The 16,833-nt window shown below is 72.1% G+C and carries 14 protein-coding genes; 11 read left to right on the top strand and 3 right to left on the bottom strand.

Annotated elements, in window-relative coordinates; translation table 11 throughout:
- Position 1 precedes the first annotated feature (1 nt).
- From PV396_RS13815 to PV396_RS13770, 10 genes are all read left to right on the top strand, one after another.
- On the top strand, positions 2-898 hold the full coding sequence (locus PV396_RS13815; protein ID WP_319204270.1) for a carbohydrate ABC transporter permease: 897 nt from the start codon (positions 2-4) through the stop codon (positions 896-898).
- Between the two features lie 7 nt (positions 899-905).
- The gene (locus tag PV396_RS13810) at positions 906-2,171 is read left to right on the top strand and encodes a 6-phospho-beta-glucosidase (protein WP_319204267.1); all 1,266 of its coding nucleotides are present in this window, start codon (positions 906-908) and stop codon (positions 2,169-2,171) included.
- Positions 2,162-3,133: an N-acetylglucosamine kinase gene (locus PV396_RS13805; protein ID WP_319204265.1), complete on the top strand. Its 972-nt coding sequence runs from the start codon at positions 2,162-2,164 to the stop codon at positions 3,131-3,133. The genes PV396_RS13810 and PV396_RS13805 overlap by 10 nt, the downstream gene beginning before the upstream one ends.
- 228 nt (positions 3,134-3,361) lie before the next feature.
- A complete protein-coding gene (locus tag PV396_RS13800; protein ID WP_319204263.1) occupies positions 3,362-4,852 on the top strand; it encodes a hypothetical protein in 1,491 nt (496 codons plus the stop codon).
- Between the two features lie 67 nt (positions 4,853-4,919).
- Positions 4,920-5,981, top strand: a complete 1,062-nt coding sequence (locus PV396_RS13795; RefSeq protein ID WP_319205499.1) for a glutamate ABC transporter substrate-binding protein — start codon at positions 4,920-4,922, stop codon at positions 5,979-5,981.
- A gap of 62 nt (positions 5,982-6,043) precedes the next feature.
- Complete coding sequence (locus PV396_RS13790) at positions 6,044-7,369, top strand: hypothetical protein (protein ID WP_319204261.1); 1,326 nt, start codon at positions 6,044-6,046, stop codon at positions 7,367-7,369.
- A complete protein-coding gene (locus tag PV396_RS13785) occupies positions 7,369-9,879 on the top strand; it encodes a serine/threonine-protein kinase (RefSeq protein ID WP_319204259.1) in 2,511 nt (836 codons plus the stop codon). The genes PV396_RS13790 and PV396_RS13785 overlap by 1 nt, the downstream gene beginning before the upstream one ends.
- Positions 9,880-11,268 (top strand): PP2C family serine/threonine-protein phosphatase, encoded by a 1,389-nt coding sequence (locus tag PV396_RS13780; RefSeq protein ID WP_319204257.1) that lies wholly within the window; start codon positions 9,880-9,882, stop codon positions 11,266-11,268.
- 103 nt (positions 11,269-11,371) lie between these two features.
- Entirely contained in the window at positions 11,372-12,718 is a 1,347-nt protein-coding gene (locus PV396_RS13775; protein ID WP_319204255.1) for a VWA domain-containing protein, read from the top strand.
- A 41-nt stretch (positions 12,719-12,759) separates the two neighbouring features.
- A complete protein-coding gene (locus tag PV396_RS13770; protein ID WP_319204254.1) occupies positions 12,760-14,115 on the top strand; it encodes an FHA domain-containing protein in 1,356 nt (451 codons plus the stop codon).
- Positions 14,116-14,141: 26 nt separating this feature from the next.
- Here PV396_RS13770 and PV396_RS13765 read toward each other — a convergent pair whose 3' ends face one another.
- Positions 14,142-15,155, bottom strand: coding sequence for a methyltransferase domain-containing protein (locus PV396_RS13765; protein WP_319204252.1), 1,014 nt, complete (start codon positions 15,153-15,155; stop codon positions 14,142-14,144).
- Between the two features lie 96 nt (positions 15,156-15,251).
- Between PV396_RS13765 and PV396_RS13760 the strand changes: the two genes are divergently transcribed.
- Complete coding sequence (locus PV396_RS13760) at positions 15,252-15,656, top strand: globin (protein WP_319204249.1); 405 nt, start codon at positions 15,252-15,254, stop codon at positions 15,654-15,656.
- A gap of 56 nt (positions 15,657-15,712) precedes the next feature.
- Here PV396_RS13760 and PV396_RS13755 read toward each other — a convergent pair whose 3' ends face one another.
- Positions 15,713-16,405 (bottom strand): hypothetical protein, encoded by a 693-nt coding sequence (locus PV396_RS13755; RefSeq protein WP_319204248.1) that lies wholly within the window; start codon positions 16,403-16,405, stop codon positions 15,713-15,715.
- Complete coding sequence (locus PV396_RS13750) at positions 16,402-16,833, bottom strand: thioesterase family protein (protein ID WP_319204245.1); 432 nt, start codon at positions 16,831-16,833, stop codon at positions 16,402-16,404. Before PV396_RS13750 ends, PV396_RS13755 begins: the two co-directional genes overlap by 4 nt.

Genomic DNA, 16,833 nt, shown 5'->3' with positions numbered 1-16,833 from the left:
CATGACCCAACTACTGGAACGGCCGCAGGTGGAACTGAAGGTCCCCGCCACCCCGGCCGAGCGCACGGCCCGCCGCAAGGCTCTCCTCGAATGGATCGCGGTCCACTCCCTCGGTGTCGCGGCGGCCCTCTTCTTCACCCTGCCCTTCGTGTTCGTGTTCCTGACCTCGCTGATGAGCGACTCGCAGGCACTCAGCCGGGACCTGATCCCGCACACCTGGGAATGGTCCAACTACCGCAAGGTCTTCGACACCCCGGGCTTTCTGACCTGGTGGAAGAACACGCTGATCTACGCCGGCCTCGGCACCGTCCTGGTCGTCGTCTCGTCCGTGCCCGTGGCGTACGCGCTCGCCAAGTTCCGCTTCCGGGGCCGGAACCTGACGCTCATGCTGGTCATCTCGATGATGATGCTGCCGCCCCAGGTGGTCGTCATCCCGATGTACCTGTTCTGGGCGAAGCAGCTCGACCTGTCCGGCACCCTGTGGCCGATGATCATCCCGCTGGCGTTCGGCGACGCGTTCTCGATCTTCCTGCTGCGCCAGTTCCTGCTGACCATCCCGAACGAGTACGTGGACGCGGCCAAGGTGGACGGCTGCGGCGAGCTGCGCACCCTGCTCAAGGTCATCCTGCCGATGGCGAAGCCGGGCATCGCGGCCATCGCCCTCTTCCAGTTCTTCAACGCCTGGAACGACTACTTCGGCCCCCAGATCTACGCCTCCGAGAACCCGGGCGCGTGGACGCTGAGTTACGGCCTGGAGTCCTTCAAGGGCGCCCACCACACCGACTGGAACCTCACCATGGCCGCGACCGTGCTGGTCCTGGCCCCTGTGCTCCTCGTGTTCTTCTTCGCCCAGAAGGCGTTCGTCGAAGGCGTCACTCTCACCGGCGTAAAGGGTTGATCCACACATGAAACTCACCGTGGTCGGCGGCGGATCGACCTACACCCCCGAACTCATCGACGGGTTCGCCCGGTTGCGGGACACCCTGCCCATAGAGGAACTGGTGCTGGTCGACCCGGCCGCCGAACGGCTGGAGCTGGTCGGCGGGCTCGCCCGGCGGATCTTCGCCAGGCAGGGCCACCCCGGGCGGATCGTCACGACCGACGACCTGGACAAGGGCGTCGAGGGCGCGGACGCCGTCCTGCTCCAACTGCGGGTCGGCGGCCAGGCCGCACGGCAGCAGGACGAGACATGGCCGCTGGAGTGCGGCTGCGTCGGCCAGGAGACGACCGGCGCGGGCGGCCTCGCCAAGGCGCTGCGCACGGTGCCGGTGGTCCTGGACATCGCCGAGCGTGTCCGCCGTACCAACCCGGACGCCTGGATCATCGACTTCACCAACCCGGTCGGCATCGTCACCCGTGCCCTACTCCAGGCCGGCCACAAGGCGGTCGGCCTGTGCAACGTGGCGATCGGCTTCCAGCGGAAGTTCGCCGCGCTGCTCGGGGTGACCCCGGCCGACATCCACCTGGACCACATCGGCCTCAACCACCTCACCTGGGAGACGGGCGTCCGCCTCGGCGGCCCCGAGGGCGAGGACGTCCTCCCCCGGCTCCTCACGGAACACGGCGACCGGATCGCCGACGACCTCCACCTTCCGCGCCCGGTCCTCGACACCCTCGAGACGGTGCCGTCCTACTACCTGCGGTACTACTACGCCCACGACGACGTCGTACGGGAACTGCGCACCAAGCCCTCCCGGGCGGCCGAGGTCGCGGCGATGGAGGCGGAACTGCTTCGGATGTACGGCGATCCCACCCTGGACGAGAAACCGGAGCTGCTCGCCAAGCGCGGCGGCGCCTTCTACTCGGAGGCGGCGGTGGACCTGGCCGCGTCGCTGCTGGGCGGGGGCGGCAGCCCCTACCAGGTGGTGAACACCTACAACAAGGGCACGCTGCCCTTCCTGCCCGACGACGCGGTGATCGAGACACAGGCCGCGGTGGGCCCGAACGGGGCGGTCCCCCTCGCGGTCGAGCCTGTCGACCCGCTGTACGCGGGGCTGATCGCCAACGTCACCGCCTATGAGGAACTGGCGCTGGAGGCCGCGCTGAACGGTGGGCGCAACCGGGTCTTCCGGGCGCTGCTCGCCCATCCGCTGGTCGGACAGTACGACTACGCGGACACCCTGACCGACACACTGATCGCGCACAACCGGGAGCATCTCGCGTGGGCATGACCGCACACGTCCTCGCCGTCGACGCCGGCAACAGCAAGACCGACGTGGCGGTGGTCGCGGCCGACGGGGAGGTGCTGGCCACGGCGCGCGGCGGGGGGTTCCGGCCGCCGACCGACGGGTTGGACGTGGCGGTCTCCGCGCTGTCCGACACCGTCGCCGAGGCCTTCGCCGCCGCCGGGGTCTCGTCCGTCGACCGGGTCTCGGCCTGTCTGGCGAACGCCGACTTCCCGGTGGAGGAACGACAGTTCACCGCCGCGCTGCACGCACGCGCGTGGGGCGCGAGTGTCGACGTACGCAACGACACCTTCGCGATCCTGCGGGCCGGGATCACCGAGCCGCGCGGGGTCGCCGTCGTCTGCGGTGCCGGCATCAACTGCGTCGGCATGACTCCGGACGGCCGCACGGCCCGTTTCCCGGCGCTGGGGCGTATCTCCGGCGACTGGGGCGGGGGCTGGGGCCTGGCCGAGGAGGCCATGTGGCACGCGGCCCGGGCTGAGGACGGCCGGGGCGGACCCACGGCCCTGGTGTCCGCACTGCCCGCCCACTTCGGGCTCACCTCCATGTACGCGCTGATCGAGGCCCTGCACCTGGGGGACATCGACAACGCACGGCGCCACGAGCTGACGCCGGTGCTGTTCGCCACGGCGGCGGCCGGCGACCCGGTGGCGTGCGCGCTGGTGGACCGGCTGGCCGACGAGGTGGTGGCCATGGCCACGGTCGCACTCGGCCGCCTCGGGCTCCTCGAGGAGGAGACCCCGGTGCTGCTGGGCGGCGGTGTACTGGCGGCCCAGCACGCCCGGTTGACGGACCGCATCACCGAGCTGCTGGCCACCCGGGCCCCCAAGGCCGTCGCCCGGGTGGTGACGGCCCGGCCGGTGCTGGGGGCGGCACTCCTCGGCCTGGACCACACGAACGCCCCGCCGGAGGTGCACGCGCGCGTACGACGCTTCTACGAGGCCTGATACGAGATCTGGCCCCCTTCGTACGGGAACCGAACAGATTCCTCCGGCGTATTCATGGGCAGAGGGGTGGTGCGGAGCGCGCGCATGTGTCCGAATGCATGTCAGCGCGCTCCCGCACCACACCACTCACTGCGACTCGACGCGGCCGCACTGCGATCCGATCAAGATCCAGTCAAGGTCGGTGCGGATTGTCAGTGCCGGGGGCGATACTGGCGGTGACGGATGACCATGGGGGAGGTCACAGTGACATCTACGAGCAGTGCGGCACCACCGACGCCCGACTCGCCGGACGGCACCGGCCCCTCGGGCGCGTCCGGTCCTTCCGCCGGCCCGGGCCTGCCCGCGATCCCGTCGCAGGCGGGCAGGGGTCCCGTTCAGGGTGTCCCCCAGCCCCCGCGCCGTACCGCCTTCGCGGAAGGCCTCGACCAGCTGCGGGCCGCCGCGACCACCGAGCCCGGCCGGCTGCGCATCATCGGCGCCCTGCTCGCGGTGCTGGTCGTCGCTTTCGGTGCCGTCACCGCCTGGCAGATGACCGACCGCTCCTCCGCCGCGGACGACGTACTGCACAACAGCCAGCCCCTCAGCTCCGCCGCCGCGGACATCTACAGCTCCCTCGCGGACGCCAACACCGCCGCCTCCAGCGGTTTCCTGGCCGGCGGTGACGAGACGGCGACCTCCCGCGACCGCTACCAGCAGGACATCCGCAACGCCGCCGACAAGCTCTCCGCCGCCGCGACCAACTCCGAGCCCGGCTCCGAGTCCGCGACGACCATCGCCAGCCTCAACAAGCTGCTGTCGGAGTACACGGGCTACATCGAGCGGGCCCGCGCCAACAACCGGCTGGGCTTCCCGGTCGGCGGCTCGTACCTGCGGCTGGCCAACGACACGATGCAGGACCAGATGCTCCCGCAGGCGGAGAAGCTCTACGCCAAGGAGAACCAGCGGCTGAGCTCCGACTACGCGGACGCGACCTCGTACCCGTGGGCGGCGATCGGTCTCGGCGTCGCCGTGCTCGGCGCCCTCGTCTGGGCCCAGCGGCGCAACTACCGGCGCACGAACCGGGTGCTGAACCACGGTCTGGTCGCGGCGACGGCCACCGCGACGGTCGTCCTGCTGTGGCTGGTCGCCGGGCAGAGCTTCGCCCGCTCGGGGCTCAACGACTCCTACGACCACGGCATCCGCTCGCTCAACGTGCTGCACGACGCCCGGATCGCCTCCCTCAAGGCCCGCGGCAACGAGAACCTGACGCTGGTGGCGCGCGGCGCGGAGACGACCAAACTGGCCGACGGCGAAGTCGTCGACACGTACGACAACAGCTTCCGGACGGAGATGGCCGACCTCGGCAAGCGGCTGACCGAGGCCGAGCGGCTCGCCGACGACCCGACGGGCAGGACGCCGGTCGCGACGGCCGTCGGGGGCATGGAGGAGTGGGAGGAGCGCCACAAGGAGGCACAGGCCGAGTACGAGTCAGGTGACTTCCAGCAGGCGCTCGCCCGCGTCATAGGCGACAAGAGCGACAAGCCGACCGGCGAGTGCTTCGACGCTGTCGACAAGGCGCTGAAGAAGGCGATCGGGCACGAGCAGACGGAGTTCACGCGGGCGGCCGAGGACGGCCGGGGCGCCATGACAGGTCTGCCGGTGGGCGCGGCGGTTCTTGCCGTGCTGGGTGCGGCGGGCGCGGTGCTCGGCATCGGGCGCAGGCTGTCGGAGTACCGCTGATGCGCTGCGAGGCGGTACAAGGGAGTTCGGCGGCGAGGGAGTTCGGGCGATGAGAGGGGGCGTGACGATGAACGCACAGCGGCTTTCGCGGAGTCCGCGCACCGGTCTCCGGGTCCTGCGGGCCGGACTGCGGGGGTGGGGCGGTGTGGGGGCGATGGCGGCCGTCTGCGCCCTCGCGGTGGTCTTCGCCCTGCTGCTCCCGCTGACCCAGTCGCACGGTGACGGCAGTTCGGGCACCGGCGGCCAGGGTGTCGCCGAGGGCATCCAGGCGAAGGCCTCGGCGGCGTGCAGGAACCCGCAGGACAAGAGCCCTGCGCCGTCCTCGTTCGACGGGAAGACGATCGAGGAGATCAAGGCCCGCAAGGACCGGCGGCTGGTGGTGGGCGTCGACCAGAACAGCTACCGCTGGGGCTACCGCGATCCGAACGGCGGCAAGTCGGCGGAGCTGGAGGGCTTCGACATCGACCTGGTCCACCGGATCGCCAAGGACATCCTGGGCGACGAGAACGCGGTCAAGTTCAAGGCCATCCCGACCAACCAGCGCATCCCGGCGCTCAAGGACGGCCGTGTCGACATGATCGTCCGTACGATGACGATCACCTGTGACCGGCTGAAGGACGTGTCGTTCTCCGCCCCGTACTTCCTCACCGGCCAGCAGGTCCTCGCGCCCAAGAGCTCCACGATCAAGGGGTACGACAAGACGCTCGACGGCAAGCGGATCTGCTCGGCGGAGGGCTCCACGGCGCTCGAGAAGCTGAAGGCGGACAAGGCGGCGAAGAAGCCCGCGGTCGCCACCGCCGACATAGACACGACGGTCCCCAGCCAGCTCGACTGCCTCGTGCGCCTGCAACTCGGCCAGGTGGACGCCGTGGTGACCGACGGCGCGCTCGCCGCGAGCCAGGCCGCGCAGGACCCGACGGTGGAACTGAAGGGCAGCACGTTCACCACCGACTACTACGGCGTGGCGGTGAAGAAGGGCGCGAACGACCTGGCGGCCCAGGTCAATCGCATACTGGAGCAGTACCGCCAGGACGGCGACTGGCAGAAGTCGTACGACAAGTGGCTGTCGCCGACCCTCGGCAGCGACTCGGAGTCGGCGAAGCCACCGGTGCCCCGCTACGACCAGTGACGTTCACCCACCAACCACGAGCCAACCGAACGAGTCCAACCCACGAACAGTCGAGGTGATCGATGGGCGTCACGGGAGCCCCCGGGCCGGTGATGGACCGGGACGAGGTGGACCGTGCGCTGGCGCGGCTCGGCGCGGAGCACGAGGCGATCGAGACCTCCCTCCTCGCCCTTCAGGACCACGCGGGCCGCAGACTCCTCGAAGGCGCCGAGCTCACCGGCACGACCAAGGAGCGCTGGACGTCCGCGGACGCGTCGATCACGCTGCTGTGGGCGTACTTCGACGCGTACTCGGACGCGTTCCGCTCCGCCCGTGACATCCGTTCGCGCCGCCGCTGGTCCAGCCGCGAGGACCTGGTGGAGCTGACGGAACTGCTGCGCGGCGAGTGCGTCACGGTCGCGGGCAGCGCGGCGGCGACGGCCAACGCGCCCACCCTGCACGGCACCGGGAAGCTCAGCGAGCGGTACTCGCTGGCCGGCCTGGTGGAGCGGATGAACGAGCTGTACGCGACCTCGCTGGACATGGTCGTCACCTCCGACGCGGTCTGGTCGGCCCTGCCCGCGCGGATAGATTTACTGGCCGCGGAGCTGCAGCGCACCCGCCAGCTGGCGCACTCCGTGGGCGTGCGCCCGGGCGAGCACCCGGCGGGCGACGACCTGGAGCGCATCACCCGCACCCTGACCGCCCTGCGCGAGCAGGTGATCTCCGACCCACTGGCGTTCTGGCTGCCCGCGCAGGGTAGTTCGGCGCCCGGCGGCGGCCGTCCGGACACCACCGTGTACGACCGTGAGGCGCGCGCCCTGGAGGACGTACGCCGGGAGATCGACGCCGTGCTGACGGTCCGCCAGGACGCGGAGGCGCGGCTGGTGAAGCTGCGTGACGTGCTGTCCCGGGCGGACCGCACGCTCGCCGAGGCGCGCAGCGCGCGCGGTGAGGTGCTGGCGAAGATCGCCGCGTCGGAGGTGCCCGCCGTCAGCGGCCCGCCCACGGCGTTGCAGGAGCAGTTGTCGACGGCCTCCGAGTACCGCAGACACGCCCAGTGGCACCGTCTCTCGCCGCTCCTGGAGTCCCTGGAGGCGAAGGCGGAGGACGAACTGATGCGCGCCCGCGAGTCGTTGACGGCGGTGACCCAGCCGCTGGCGGTCCGCGCGGAGCTGCGCGGCCGGCTCGACGCGTACCGGGCGAAGGTCGCCCGGCACGGTCTCGCGGAGGATCCGCTGCTGATCGAGCGGTACGACGCGGCGCGCCGCATGCTGTGGAGCGCGCCCTGCGATCTGCGGGTCGCGGAGCAGGCCGTGCTGCGCTACCAGCAGGCCGCCGCCGAGTTCTTCGGCGGCCCGCGGGTGCCCGGCCAGGCCGGACCCGATGACCGGAGGGGGGAGTACTGATGACCGGGACCGAACAGCGCAAGTGCCAGCGGCCCGACTGCGAGGGCAGTTACGAGGACATGGGGGGCGGCGAGCTGTACTGCGACACGTGCGGGCTCGCGCCGGTGGTGGCGGTGGGCGGCGCGGCCGGTTCGTCGTCGGCGTCGGCGTCGGCCTCGGCGGGTTCACGCGGGTCCGCCCCGTCCACCCGTACCTCGCGCACGTCCCGTTCCTCGCAGTCCCGCCGCTCGGTCTCCGGCCGGTTGTCCCGGTCCCTGTCGGGGAGGTCGACGGGCCGTTCGGTGTCGGTGCGCAGCTCGGGTTCGACGGCCGCGTCCACCGGGCGCGGCCGGCTCGGCGCGGGCCTGGTCGAGGTGCCGGGGGTGCCGCGGCCCGACCCGCGCGCGATGGTACTGGAGAACCCGGAGGTGCCCGAGCGCAAGCGGTTCTGCTCGCGCTCGGACTGCGGGGCGCCGGTGGGACGGGCGCGCGGCGAGGGCCGGCCGGGGCGTACGGAGGGGTTCTGCACGAAGTGCGGGCACCCGTACTCCTTCGTGCCGAAGCTGCACACCGGTGACATCGTGCGCGGCCAGTACGAGGTGGTGGGCTGTCTGGCGCACGGCGGGCTCGGCTGGGTCTATCTCGCCGTGGACCGGGCCGTGTCCGACCGGTGGGTGGTGCTCAAGGGCCTGCTGGACACCGGGGACCAGGACGCGATGGCCGCCGCGATCTCCGAGCGGCGCTTCCTCGCGGAGATCGAGCACGCCAACATCGTCCGGATCTACAACTTCGTCGAACACCTCGACCAGCGCACGGGCTCCCTCGACGGCTACATCGTCATGGAGTACGTCGGCGGGAAGTCGCTGAAGGAGATCGCCAACGACCGCCGCACCCCGGACGGCAAGCGGGACCCGCTGCCGGTGGAGCAGGCGTGCGCCTACGGCATCGAGGCGCTCGAGGCGCTCGGGCATCTGCACAGCCGCAACCTGCTGTACTGCGACTTCAAGGTCGACAACGCGATCCAGACCGAGGACCAGCTGAAGCTGATCGACATGGGCGCCGTCCGCAGGATGGACGACGACGAGTCGGCCATCTACGGCACGGTCGGCTACCAGGCGCCGGAGGTCGCGGAGGTCGGCCCGTCGGTGGCGTCCGACCTGTACACGGTCGCGCGCACGCTGGCCGTCATGACGTTCGACTTCCAGGGCTACACGAACGTGTTCGTGGACTCCCTGCCCGACCCCGACCACATCGAGGTCTTCCGCCAGTACGAGTCGTTCTACCGGCTCCTGGTCCGCGCCACCGACCCCGATCCGGCCCGCCGGTTCGCGTCCGCGCAGGAGATGTCCGAGCAGCTGACGGGCGTACTGCGCGAGGTCGTGTCGCTCCAGACGGGACGGGCCAGGCCCGCGCTGTCGACACTGTTCGGGCCGGAACTCAAGGTCACGGACGCGGAGTTGTTCGGCGCGCTGGACGGCGAGGTGTCGCGGCTGGGGGCCCGCGTGACGACGCCCCGCAAGAAGTCCCCGGCGCCGGCCCTCCCCGCCCCCGGTGGCGCCGCCAGGGCGCTCAACGGCACCCCGCGCCTCGTCAAGGCCATCGACGCCGGTGCCGCCGCGCTCGCGCTGCCCGTGCCCCGCGTCGACCCGACCGACCCCAACGCGGGCTTCCTGGCAGGCCTGTTGGCCTCGGCGGCCGGGGAGCTGATCGCCGCGCTCGCGGTGGTGCCGGCGCAGTCGACCGAGACACGGCTGCGCGAGATACGGGCCCTGCTGGAGAACGGGGACGCCGGGGCCGCCCTGGAGTCGCTGGCCAGACTGGAGGAGGCTCGGCCGGACGACTGGCGGGTGGTCTGGTACCGGGGCGTGGCCGCGCTGGTGACGGGTGATCACGAGAGCGCCGCGCTGTCCTTCGACGCGATCTACGACGCCTTCCCGGGCGAGAGCCCGCCCAAGCTGGCCCTCGGCCTGTGCGCGGAGGTGCTCGGGCAGCTCGACAACGCCGCCGAGTACTACCGGCTGGTGTGGACGACCGACCCGAGCTATGTCAGCGCCGCGTTCGGCCTGGCCCGCGTCCAGTTGGCGGCCGGCGACCGCCGTAGCGCCGTGAAGACCCTGGAGTCCGTCCCGGAGGCGTCGATCCACTACACGGCGGCCCGCGTGGCCGCCGTACGGGCCCGGCTGCGGCACCGGACGGCCCTCGCCGCCGACGCGCCGTTCCTGGACGATCTGATCGCTTCCGCCGGGCAGGTGGAGGCACTTGGCGGATACGGTCTGGACGCGGTCCGGCGGGAGCAGCTCTCGGCGGAAGTCCTCGGCTGCGCGCTGGACTGGATACTCTCCCAGAACCAGGGTTCCGCCCCTTCGGCCGTCGGGGGGCGGGTGCTGCTCGGCAGCGACCTGGACGAGCGTGGTCTGCGCTTCGGTCTCGAGCGCTCGTACCGCACGCTGGCCCGGCTCGCGCAGGGCGGCGAGGAGAGGATCGACCTGGTGGAACGCGCCAACCGTTACCGCCCCCGGACGTGGGTGTAGTTGATGTCCCAGATGCCCCAGCCGCCCCGGCCGACCGCACTGTCCAGGTGCCCGAGCTGCGAGGAGCCGCTCGAGTCGGGCGACCGGTTCTGCGGCGCGTGCGGGTACGACCTGTCGGCCGTGCCCCCACGCCCCGGTGACTCGCCCACGCTCACCCTCAGCGGCGCCCTCGCCGCCGCACCGCTCACGCCTCCGGAGGCCGCTTCCGTGGACTGGCCCCTCGCGCCCGAGACCAGCAGCTCCGGCACCCCGGCGCCGGTGCACCTGGCGACCGACCTCCAGGGCACCGACTCGGGCGAGACGCCGCTCCCGCCCGTTCCCGGCCGGCCGCCGGCGCCCACCGGCTCGCCGGTCTCACCGGCCACCGGGGGTGTGCGGTTCGACCGGTCGCCGGGCGGTGAGCCCGACGAGTACCCGCTGCAGGCGCCCGCGCCCGCCCCGCGCCCCGCCCAGGCCTCGACGCCCCCGGCCGGCACCAAGGTGTGCGTGGCCTGCCGGGCGGGCCGGGTCGACACCGACGGCTACTGCGAGAACTGCGGGCACGCCCAGCCGCGCGAACGCGACCACATGGAGGACGAGGTCGGCCCGCTCGCCGCGGTCACCGACCGTGGCCTGCGCCACCACCGCAACGAGGACGCGTACGCGATCTCCCACACCACGCTGCCCAACCGCACACCCGCGCTGGTCGCGATCGTCTGCGACGGCGTCTCCTCGGCGACCCGCCCCGACGAGGCCTCCCTCGCCGCGTCCCGGGCCGCCGGCGACTCGCTGATGGCCGCCCTGCCCCAGGGCACCCACCCCCAGCAGGCGATGCACGACGCGATCCTCGCCGCCTCGCACGCCGTGAACGCCCTGGCGGACGGACCGGCCGGGGCCCGCGAGCACGCCCCGCACCAGAACTCCCCGGCCTGCACGCTGGTGGGTTCCGTCGTCACCCCGACCCTGCTGGTCGTGGGCTGGGTCGGCGACAGCCGCGCCTACTGGGTCCCGCTCGACCGCTCCACCGCCCCCGCCCGTCTCACCGAGGACGACTCGTGGGCCGCGCAGATGGTCGCCGCGGGCCTGATGAACGAGGCGGAGGCATACGCCGACGAGCGCGCCCACGCCATCACGGGCTGGCTCGGCGCGGACGCGTACGAACTGGAGCCGCACACCGCTTCCTTCAAGCCGGACCGGCCGGGTGTAGTGGTGGTGTGCACGGACGGGCTGTGGAACTACGCGGAGGCGGCGGAGGAGATGGCCGAGGTTCTCCCGCCGGACGCCGCCGCACGCCCGCTGCACGCCGCCCGGGTCCTGGTGGGCCACGCCCTGGACGGCGGGGGCCACGACAACGTAACAGTGGCCGTCGTGCCGTTCCCCGCCCCGTCACAGGGGGCAGGATCGGCCTGAGGGCACTGACAACGGGGGTGTTCTCAGGAGGACCGGAGGGGACTGGTCCGCATACAGTCACTGCTCCACGGATGTGGGGTTCTCGAGGGGGAGCGAAGCAGGCATGGCCAATTTCTCGAAGTCGAACGTGCCGCAGTTCTCGGTGGACGTCTACCAGAACGAGTACCTGCCCGACGGCGGGCGCGAGGTCAGCGCGATCGTGACGGTCACCGCGACCGGCGGCGGCACTGTCGGCTCCGCCGTCGCGGCACCCCACCTCTACTCGCCCGGCCAGAGCCCGGACGCGGCCGTGGCGATCATGGTCGACTGCTCCGGCTCGATGGACTACCCGCCGACCAAGATGCGGGGCGCCCGGGAGGCGACGGCCGCCGCGATCGACGCCGTGCGCGACGGTGTGCACTTCACGGTGATCGGCGGCACGCACATCGCCAAGGAGGTCTACCCGGGCGGCGGGCGGCTCGCGGTCGCCGACGCGACCACCCGTGAGCAGGCCAAGCAGGCGCTGCGCCGGCTGAGCGCGGGCGGCGGCACGGCCATCGGCACCTGGCTGCGCCTCGCCGACCGGCTGCTGTCCTCGGCCGAGGTCACCATCCGGCACGGCATCCTGCTCACCGACGGCCGCAACGAACACGAGTCGCCGGAGGACCTGAAGGCGGCCCTGGACTCCTGCGCCGGCCGCTTCACCTGCGACGCCCGGGGCGTGGGCACCGACTGGGAGGTCAAGGAGGTCACCGCGATCGCCGCCGCGCTGCTGGGCACCGCCGACATCGTCGCCGACCCGGCCGGCCTCTCCGCCGACTTCACGCACATGATGGAGACGGCCATGGGCAAGGAGGTCGCGGACGTCGCCCTCAGGCTGTGGACCCCGGTCGGCACGGAGATCAAGTTCGTCAAGCAGGTGGCACCCACCGTCGCCGAGTTGACCGACCGTCGCACCGAGGCGGGCCCGCGCGCCGGCGACTACCCCACCGGTTCCTGGGGCGACGAGTCGCGCGACTACCACGTGTGCGTCCAGGTGCCCTCCGCCGGCCTGGGCCAGGAGATGCTGGCCGCCCGCGTCTCCCTGGTGATCCCGCAGCCCGACGGCAGCGCCCACAACCTCGGCGCGCAGGGCCTCGTACGGGCGGTGTGGACCGATGACATGGCGGCCTCGACGTCGATCAACCCGCAGGTCGCGCACTACACAGGTCAGGCCGAACTGGCACAGGTCATCCAACAGGGTCTGGATGCCCGCAAAGCGGGTGATGTCGACGGGGCGACGGCCAAGCTGGGACGGGCCGTCCAGCTCGCCAGCGCCTCCGGAAACGCGGATACTGCGAAACTGCTTGCGAAGGTGGTGGACGTGGTCGACGCCGCGGCAGGTACTGTGCGACTGAAGGCGAAGGTCGAAGAGGCCGACGAGATGACGCTCGAAACACGGTCCACAAAGACTGTTCGTGTAAAGAAGTAACCGAACAAAACGTAGCGAAGAGGAGAGGGGGAAGCGCCGACATGCCGACCTGCCCGAACGGACACCAGTCGGGTTCCGACGACTGGTGCGAGGTCTGCGGTCACCGCATGGCCGGTGCCGTGCCTCCGCCCCCGCCGCCACCCCCGGCGCCCGGTTACGGCTATCCGCCGCCCGGTTCCGCCACCGGTGCGCCCGGCAGCCGCTCACACCTGTCCGCCGTGCCGGACGCCGAGCAGGAACTGTGCCCGCAGTGCCGTACCCCGCGTGAGGGGGGCGCTCCGTTCTGCGAGGAGTGCCGGTGGAACTTCCTGACGAACACGGCGACCTCGTACACCCCGGCCGCTCCGCGCCCACCGGCGCCGGGAGCGGGCCAGGGGTACGGGGCTCCCGGTGGTCCCGGCCCCGGCCAGCGGTTCCAGCCTCCGCCGCCCGGCCCGTCCTACGGCGGCGGCGGTGACGGCTACGACTACCAGAGCTCGCGCCCGTCGCAGATCAACCGCCCCGCCGAGCCCATCCCGCCCTTCGGCGGCGACCCCTCACGCCCCGTCCCGCCGCCACCGGGTCCCACACCCGGCATGCCCGGCGGCCCCGGCGGTCCTGGCGGCACGTCCGCCGGTGGACCGCAGGGATACCCGCCCAGCGGGCCAGGCGGATCGCAGGGCTACCCGCCGCCCGGTCCCCCCGTCACTCAGGGCGGGCCCCAGGGATACCCGCCGCCTGGAGGCCCTGGAGGGCCAGGTGGCGCCCCGCAGGCGTTCCAGCCGTCCGGTCCGCCCTCCCCGCCCGCGTTCCCGCAGGAGACGGGCCGACGCGGCGGCCCGCAGCCCGGCGGCGGTTTCGGCGGCGGTGACGACGACTGGGTGATCTCCCCGCCGACCGGCGGCCCGGGCGGACCGCCCGCCCCGCAGCAGGGCGGTGGCTACGGCTACCCGCAGCCCGGCGCCACCCAGGCCCCGCCCGCCCACGGCGGCGGCTACGGCAGGCAGCAGCCGCTGACCTGGTCCGCGACGATCGGCCCGGACCGCGAGTACTTCATGGCGATGATGCAGCGCTCCGGCCCCGAGGCCGCGGGCCTGAACCTGCCCGCGTACTCGCCGGAACAGCAGCGCGCGCTCACCGGCAACCAGATCACGATCGGGCGCCGCCGTCACTCCACGGGCGAGTCCCCGGACATCGACCTGGCGGTGCCGCCGGAGGACCCGGGCGTCTCGCACCAGCACGCGGTGCTGGTCCAGCAGCCCGACGGCAGCTGGGCGGTCGTCGACCAGAACTCGACGAACGGCACGACGGTCAACAACTCCGAGGAGCCGATCCAGCCCTTCGTCCCCGTGCCGCTGCAGGACGGCGACCGGGTGCACGTGGGCGCCTGGACGACGATCACGATCCGCCGCGGCTAGGGCCCTGAGGGCCGGGTACGGGGCCGTCAGACCGGGAGGGGCCAGGCGTACGGACCCGTGGGTTCGTCCAGCCAGGCCCACTCCCGGTCGCCGCTGACGGTGATCCCGTACCGCTCCCGTTCCGGTCGGCCTTCGCGCTCCCAGAGGGCATACGCCTCCTGCGGGTCGAGGCTGCCCCGGGTGAGCCCGAGCAGGAACCGGAACAGCTCGTGCTCGCGCGTCCGGACGGGGAGCGCGCCGAGGTGCGGGATCTCCGGGTCCGATCTGCTCGTCCCCCGCAGCGGCACGAAGTAGGCGGACGTGTGCAGGAAGCGGCCCTCGGCGTGCTCGGCGTCGCGGACGGTGAGGGCGGCCAGGCCGGTGGCGAACGGCGTCAGGATGCGGGCTCCCGGGCGGCACTGGGCGAGCCACGCGCGCGGGATCGAGGCGAGCGTGCAGGTCGCGATGATCCGGTCGTAGGGGCCTCGTTCGGGCACTCCGCGCGCGCCGTCGCCGGTGACGACGACCGGATGGTGTCCGGCGGCGGCCAAGTGCCGGCGGGCCGACTCGGTGATCTCCGGGTCCAGATCCACCGTCGTGACGAGGTCGTCGCCGAGACGGTGGGCGAGCAACGCCGCGTTGTACCCCGTCCCGGCGCCGATCTCCAGGACGTTGTGCCCGTCCTCGACCTCCAGCTCGACGAGCATCACGGCCATGAGCGAGGGCTGGCTGCTGGAGGAGACCAGCTCCCCGTCGCGCATCCGGGTCGCGAGCGGCGCGTCCGCGTAGGCACCGCGCAGCCAGCGCTCACGCGTACGCCGTTCCGGACTCTCGCCCCACAGCCGCTGCCGGCCGCTCACGGCACCGGCGTAGTAGTAGGGGACGAACAGATGCCGCGGCACCGCCTCGAACGCCTCCCGCCAGACCGGGTCGCGGTCCCAGACCCCGCCGGCCTCGATCATCCGCACGAGTTCCGCCCGCGCCGAGGCGGCAAGATCGTCGAGGTCGTCGACACCGTCCAGATCGCTGTCCCGGCCCTCGTGGAGATCGTCCGCGCCCATACGTCCACTGTCCTGCGCCCGAGGCCGGGACGCGAGCGGCGAGGGTGTGGTCCTAAGCCTTGAGTCCTCGGTCCACCCGTCTGAGACCATGGTGAGGTGAAAGAGATTCCGCGCGGCACGCTTCAGGAGCAGACCTTCTACGAGCAGGTCGGCGGCGAGGACACCTTCCGGCGCCTGGTGCACCGGTTCTATGAGGGTGTCGCCGAGGACCCGCTGCTGCGGCCCATGTATCCCGAGGAGGATCTGGGCCCGGCCGAGGAGCGGTTCACACTGTTCCTGATCCAGTACTGGGGTGGCCCCACCACCTACAGCGAGAACCGCGGCCACCCCCGGCTGCGGATGCGCCACGCCCCCTTCGCCGTCGACCGGGCCGCGCACGACGCGTGGCTGAAGCACATGCGGGTCGCGGTCGAGGAGCTCGGCCTCTCCGAGGAGCACGAGCGGACGCTGTGGAACTACCTGACGTACGCGGCGGCCTCGATGGTGAACACAGAGGGCTGAGCACGGAGGGCTGAGCACGGAGGGCTCCGGGCCGGCAGAAGGCTGAGAGCCGGCCTTCAGCGGACGCTGACGTCCAGCGTCCCGAGCCCCGCCCTGCGTACGGCGATCGATCCGTACGGCGTGCGCAGCCGCAGCCAGGGCCCCGACGAGACCAGCGCGAGCGGCGCCTCTCCGGACGTCTGTGCGGTCTGTGCGGGTCGCAGGAAGCCCAGCGACTGCGCCGCGTGCACGGCCCGTACCGGCAGGCCGGTGTCCCCGACCGTCCGGGTCCAGATCTCCCGCCCGATCCGGTCGAGTTCGGCGCGGGTACGCGACTCGGGCGGCAACTCCTGCGTACGGGACCGGAATTCGGCGACGGCCGCGGCGACCATCGTGCGCAGGACGTCCGGTGCGGGCAGGCCGGGCTCCGGTCGCCAGCCGCGGCGCGGGGGCAGTACCCCGGCCCAGGGCGGCCCGGTCACGGCCCCGGGGATGGTGAGGGTGGCGGCGGACTCGTCCACCGTCTCGAGGAGTTCACCGGCGGACACGGTGATGTCGAGGCCGACGTCCAGCCCGTTCTCGTACGGCTTGGCGAGCCGGGCCGCGCGGATCGCGAGGACCTCGAAGGACGGGGGCCGCCCGAACACGGCGAGCGCGGTGCCGGCCACCTGGAGGCGTACCGCCGCCCCACGGTCGTAGTGGAGCAGCCGGGCGAGGAAGGCGGCGAGATCGGCCGCCTCCCCCTCGTCGGCGAGGTGCAGGACCGTCATGCGGCGACGGCCTCGCCCTCTTCTGCCTTCTCGTCCTTGCCGTCGTCCATGTACTCCTCCAGGAACTCCCGCTCCTCGGAGGTGATGCGGCGCGGACGCTGTGTCGCGAAGTCGAACGGCACGACGACCGTGGACGCCTGGACGTACACCTGGTCGGCGTCCTTGACCTCGTAGGCGAGCGTGAAGGACGCCGCTCTTATCCGCGTGACCCACAGCTCGATGTCCACGGGCGCGTGCCGGTGGACCAACTGCCGCTTGTAGTCGATCTCATGGCGTGCCACCACGGACCCCTGCTGGAAATCCTTGTCCGGGCGGAACAGGAAGTCGATACGGGCTTCCTCCAGATAGCGGAGGAAGACCACGTTGTTGACGTGGCCGTACGCGTCCATGTCCGCCCAGCGCAGTGGGCAGCGGTAGATGTGCCGCAA

The sequence above is a fragment of the Streptomyces sp. ME02-8801-2C genome (assembly GCF_033793965.1).
GTDB lineage: Bacteria > Actinomycetota > Actinomycetes > Streptomycetales > Streptomycetaceae > Streptomyces.
The sequence above is the reverse complement of the archived record's forward strand: the minus strand, read 5'-3'. Positions and strand labels throughout refer to the sequence as shown.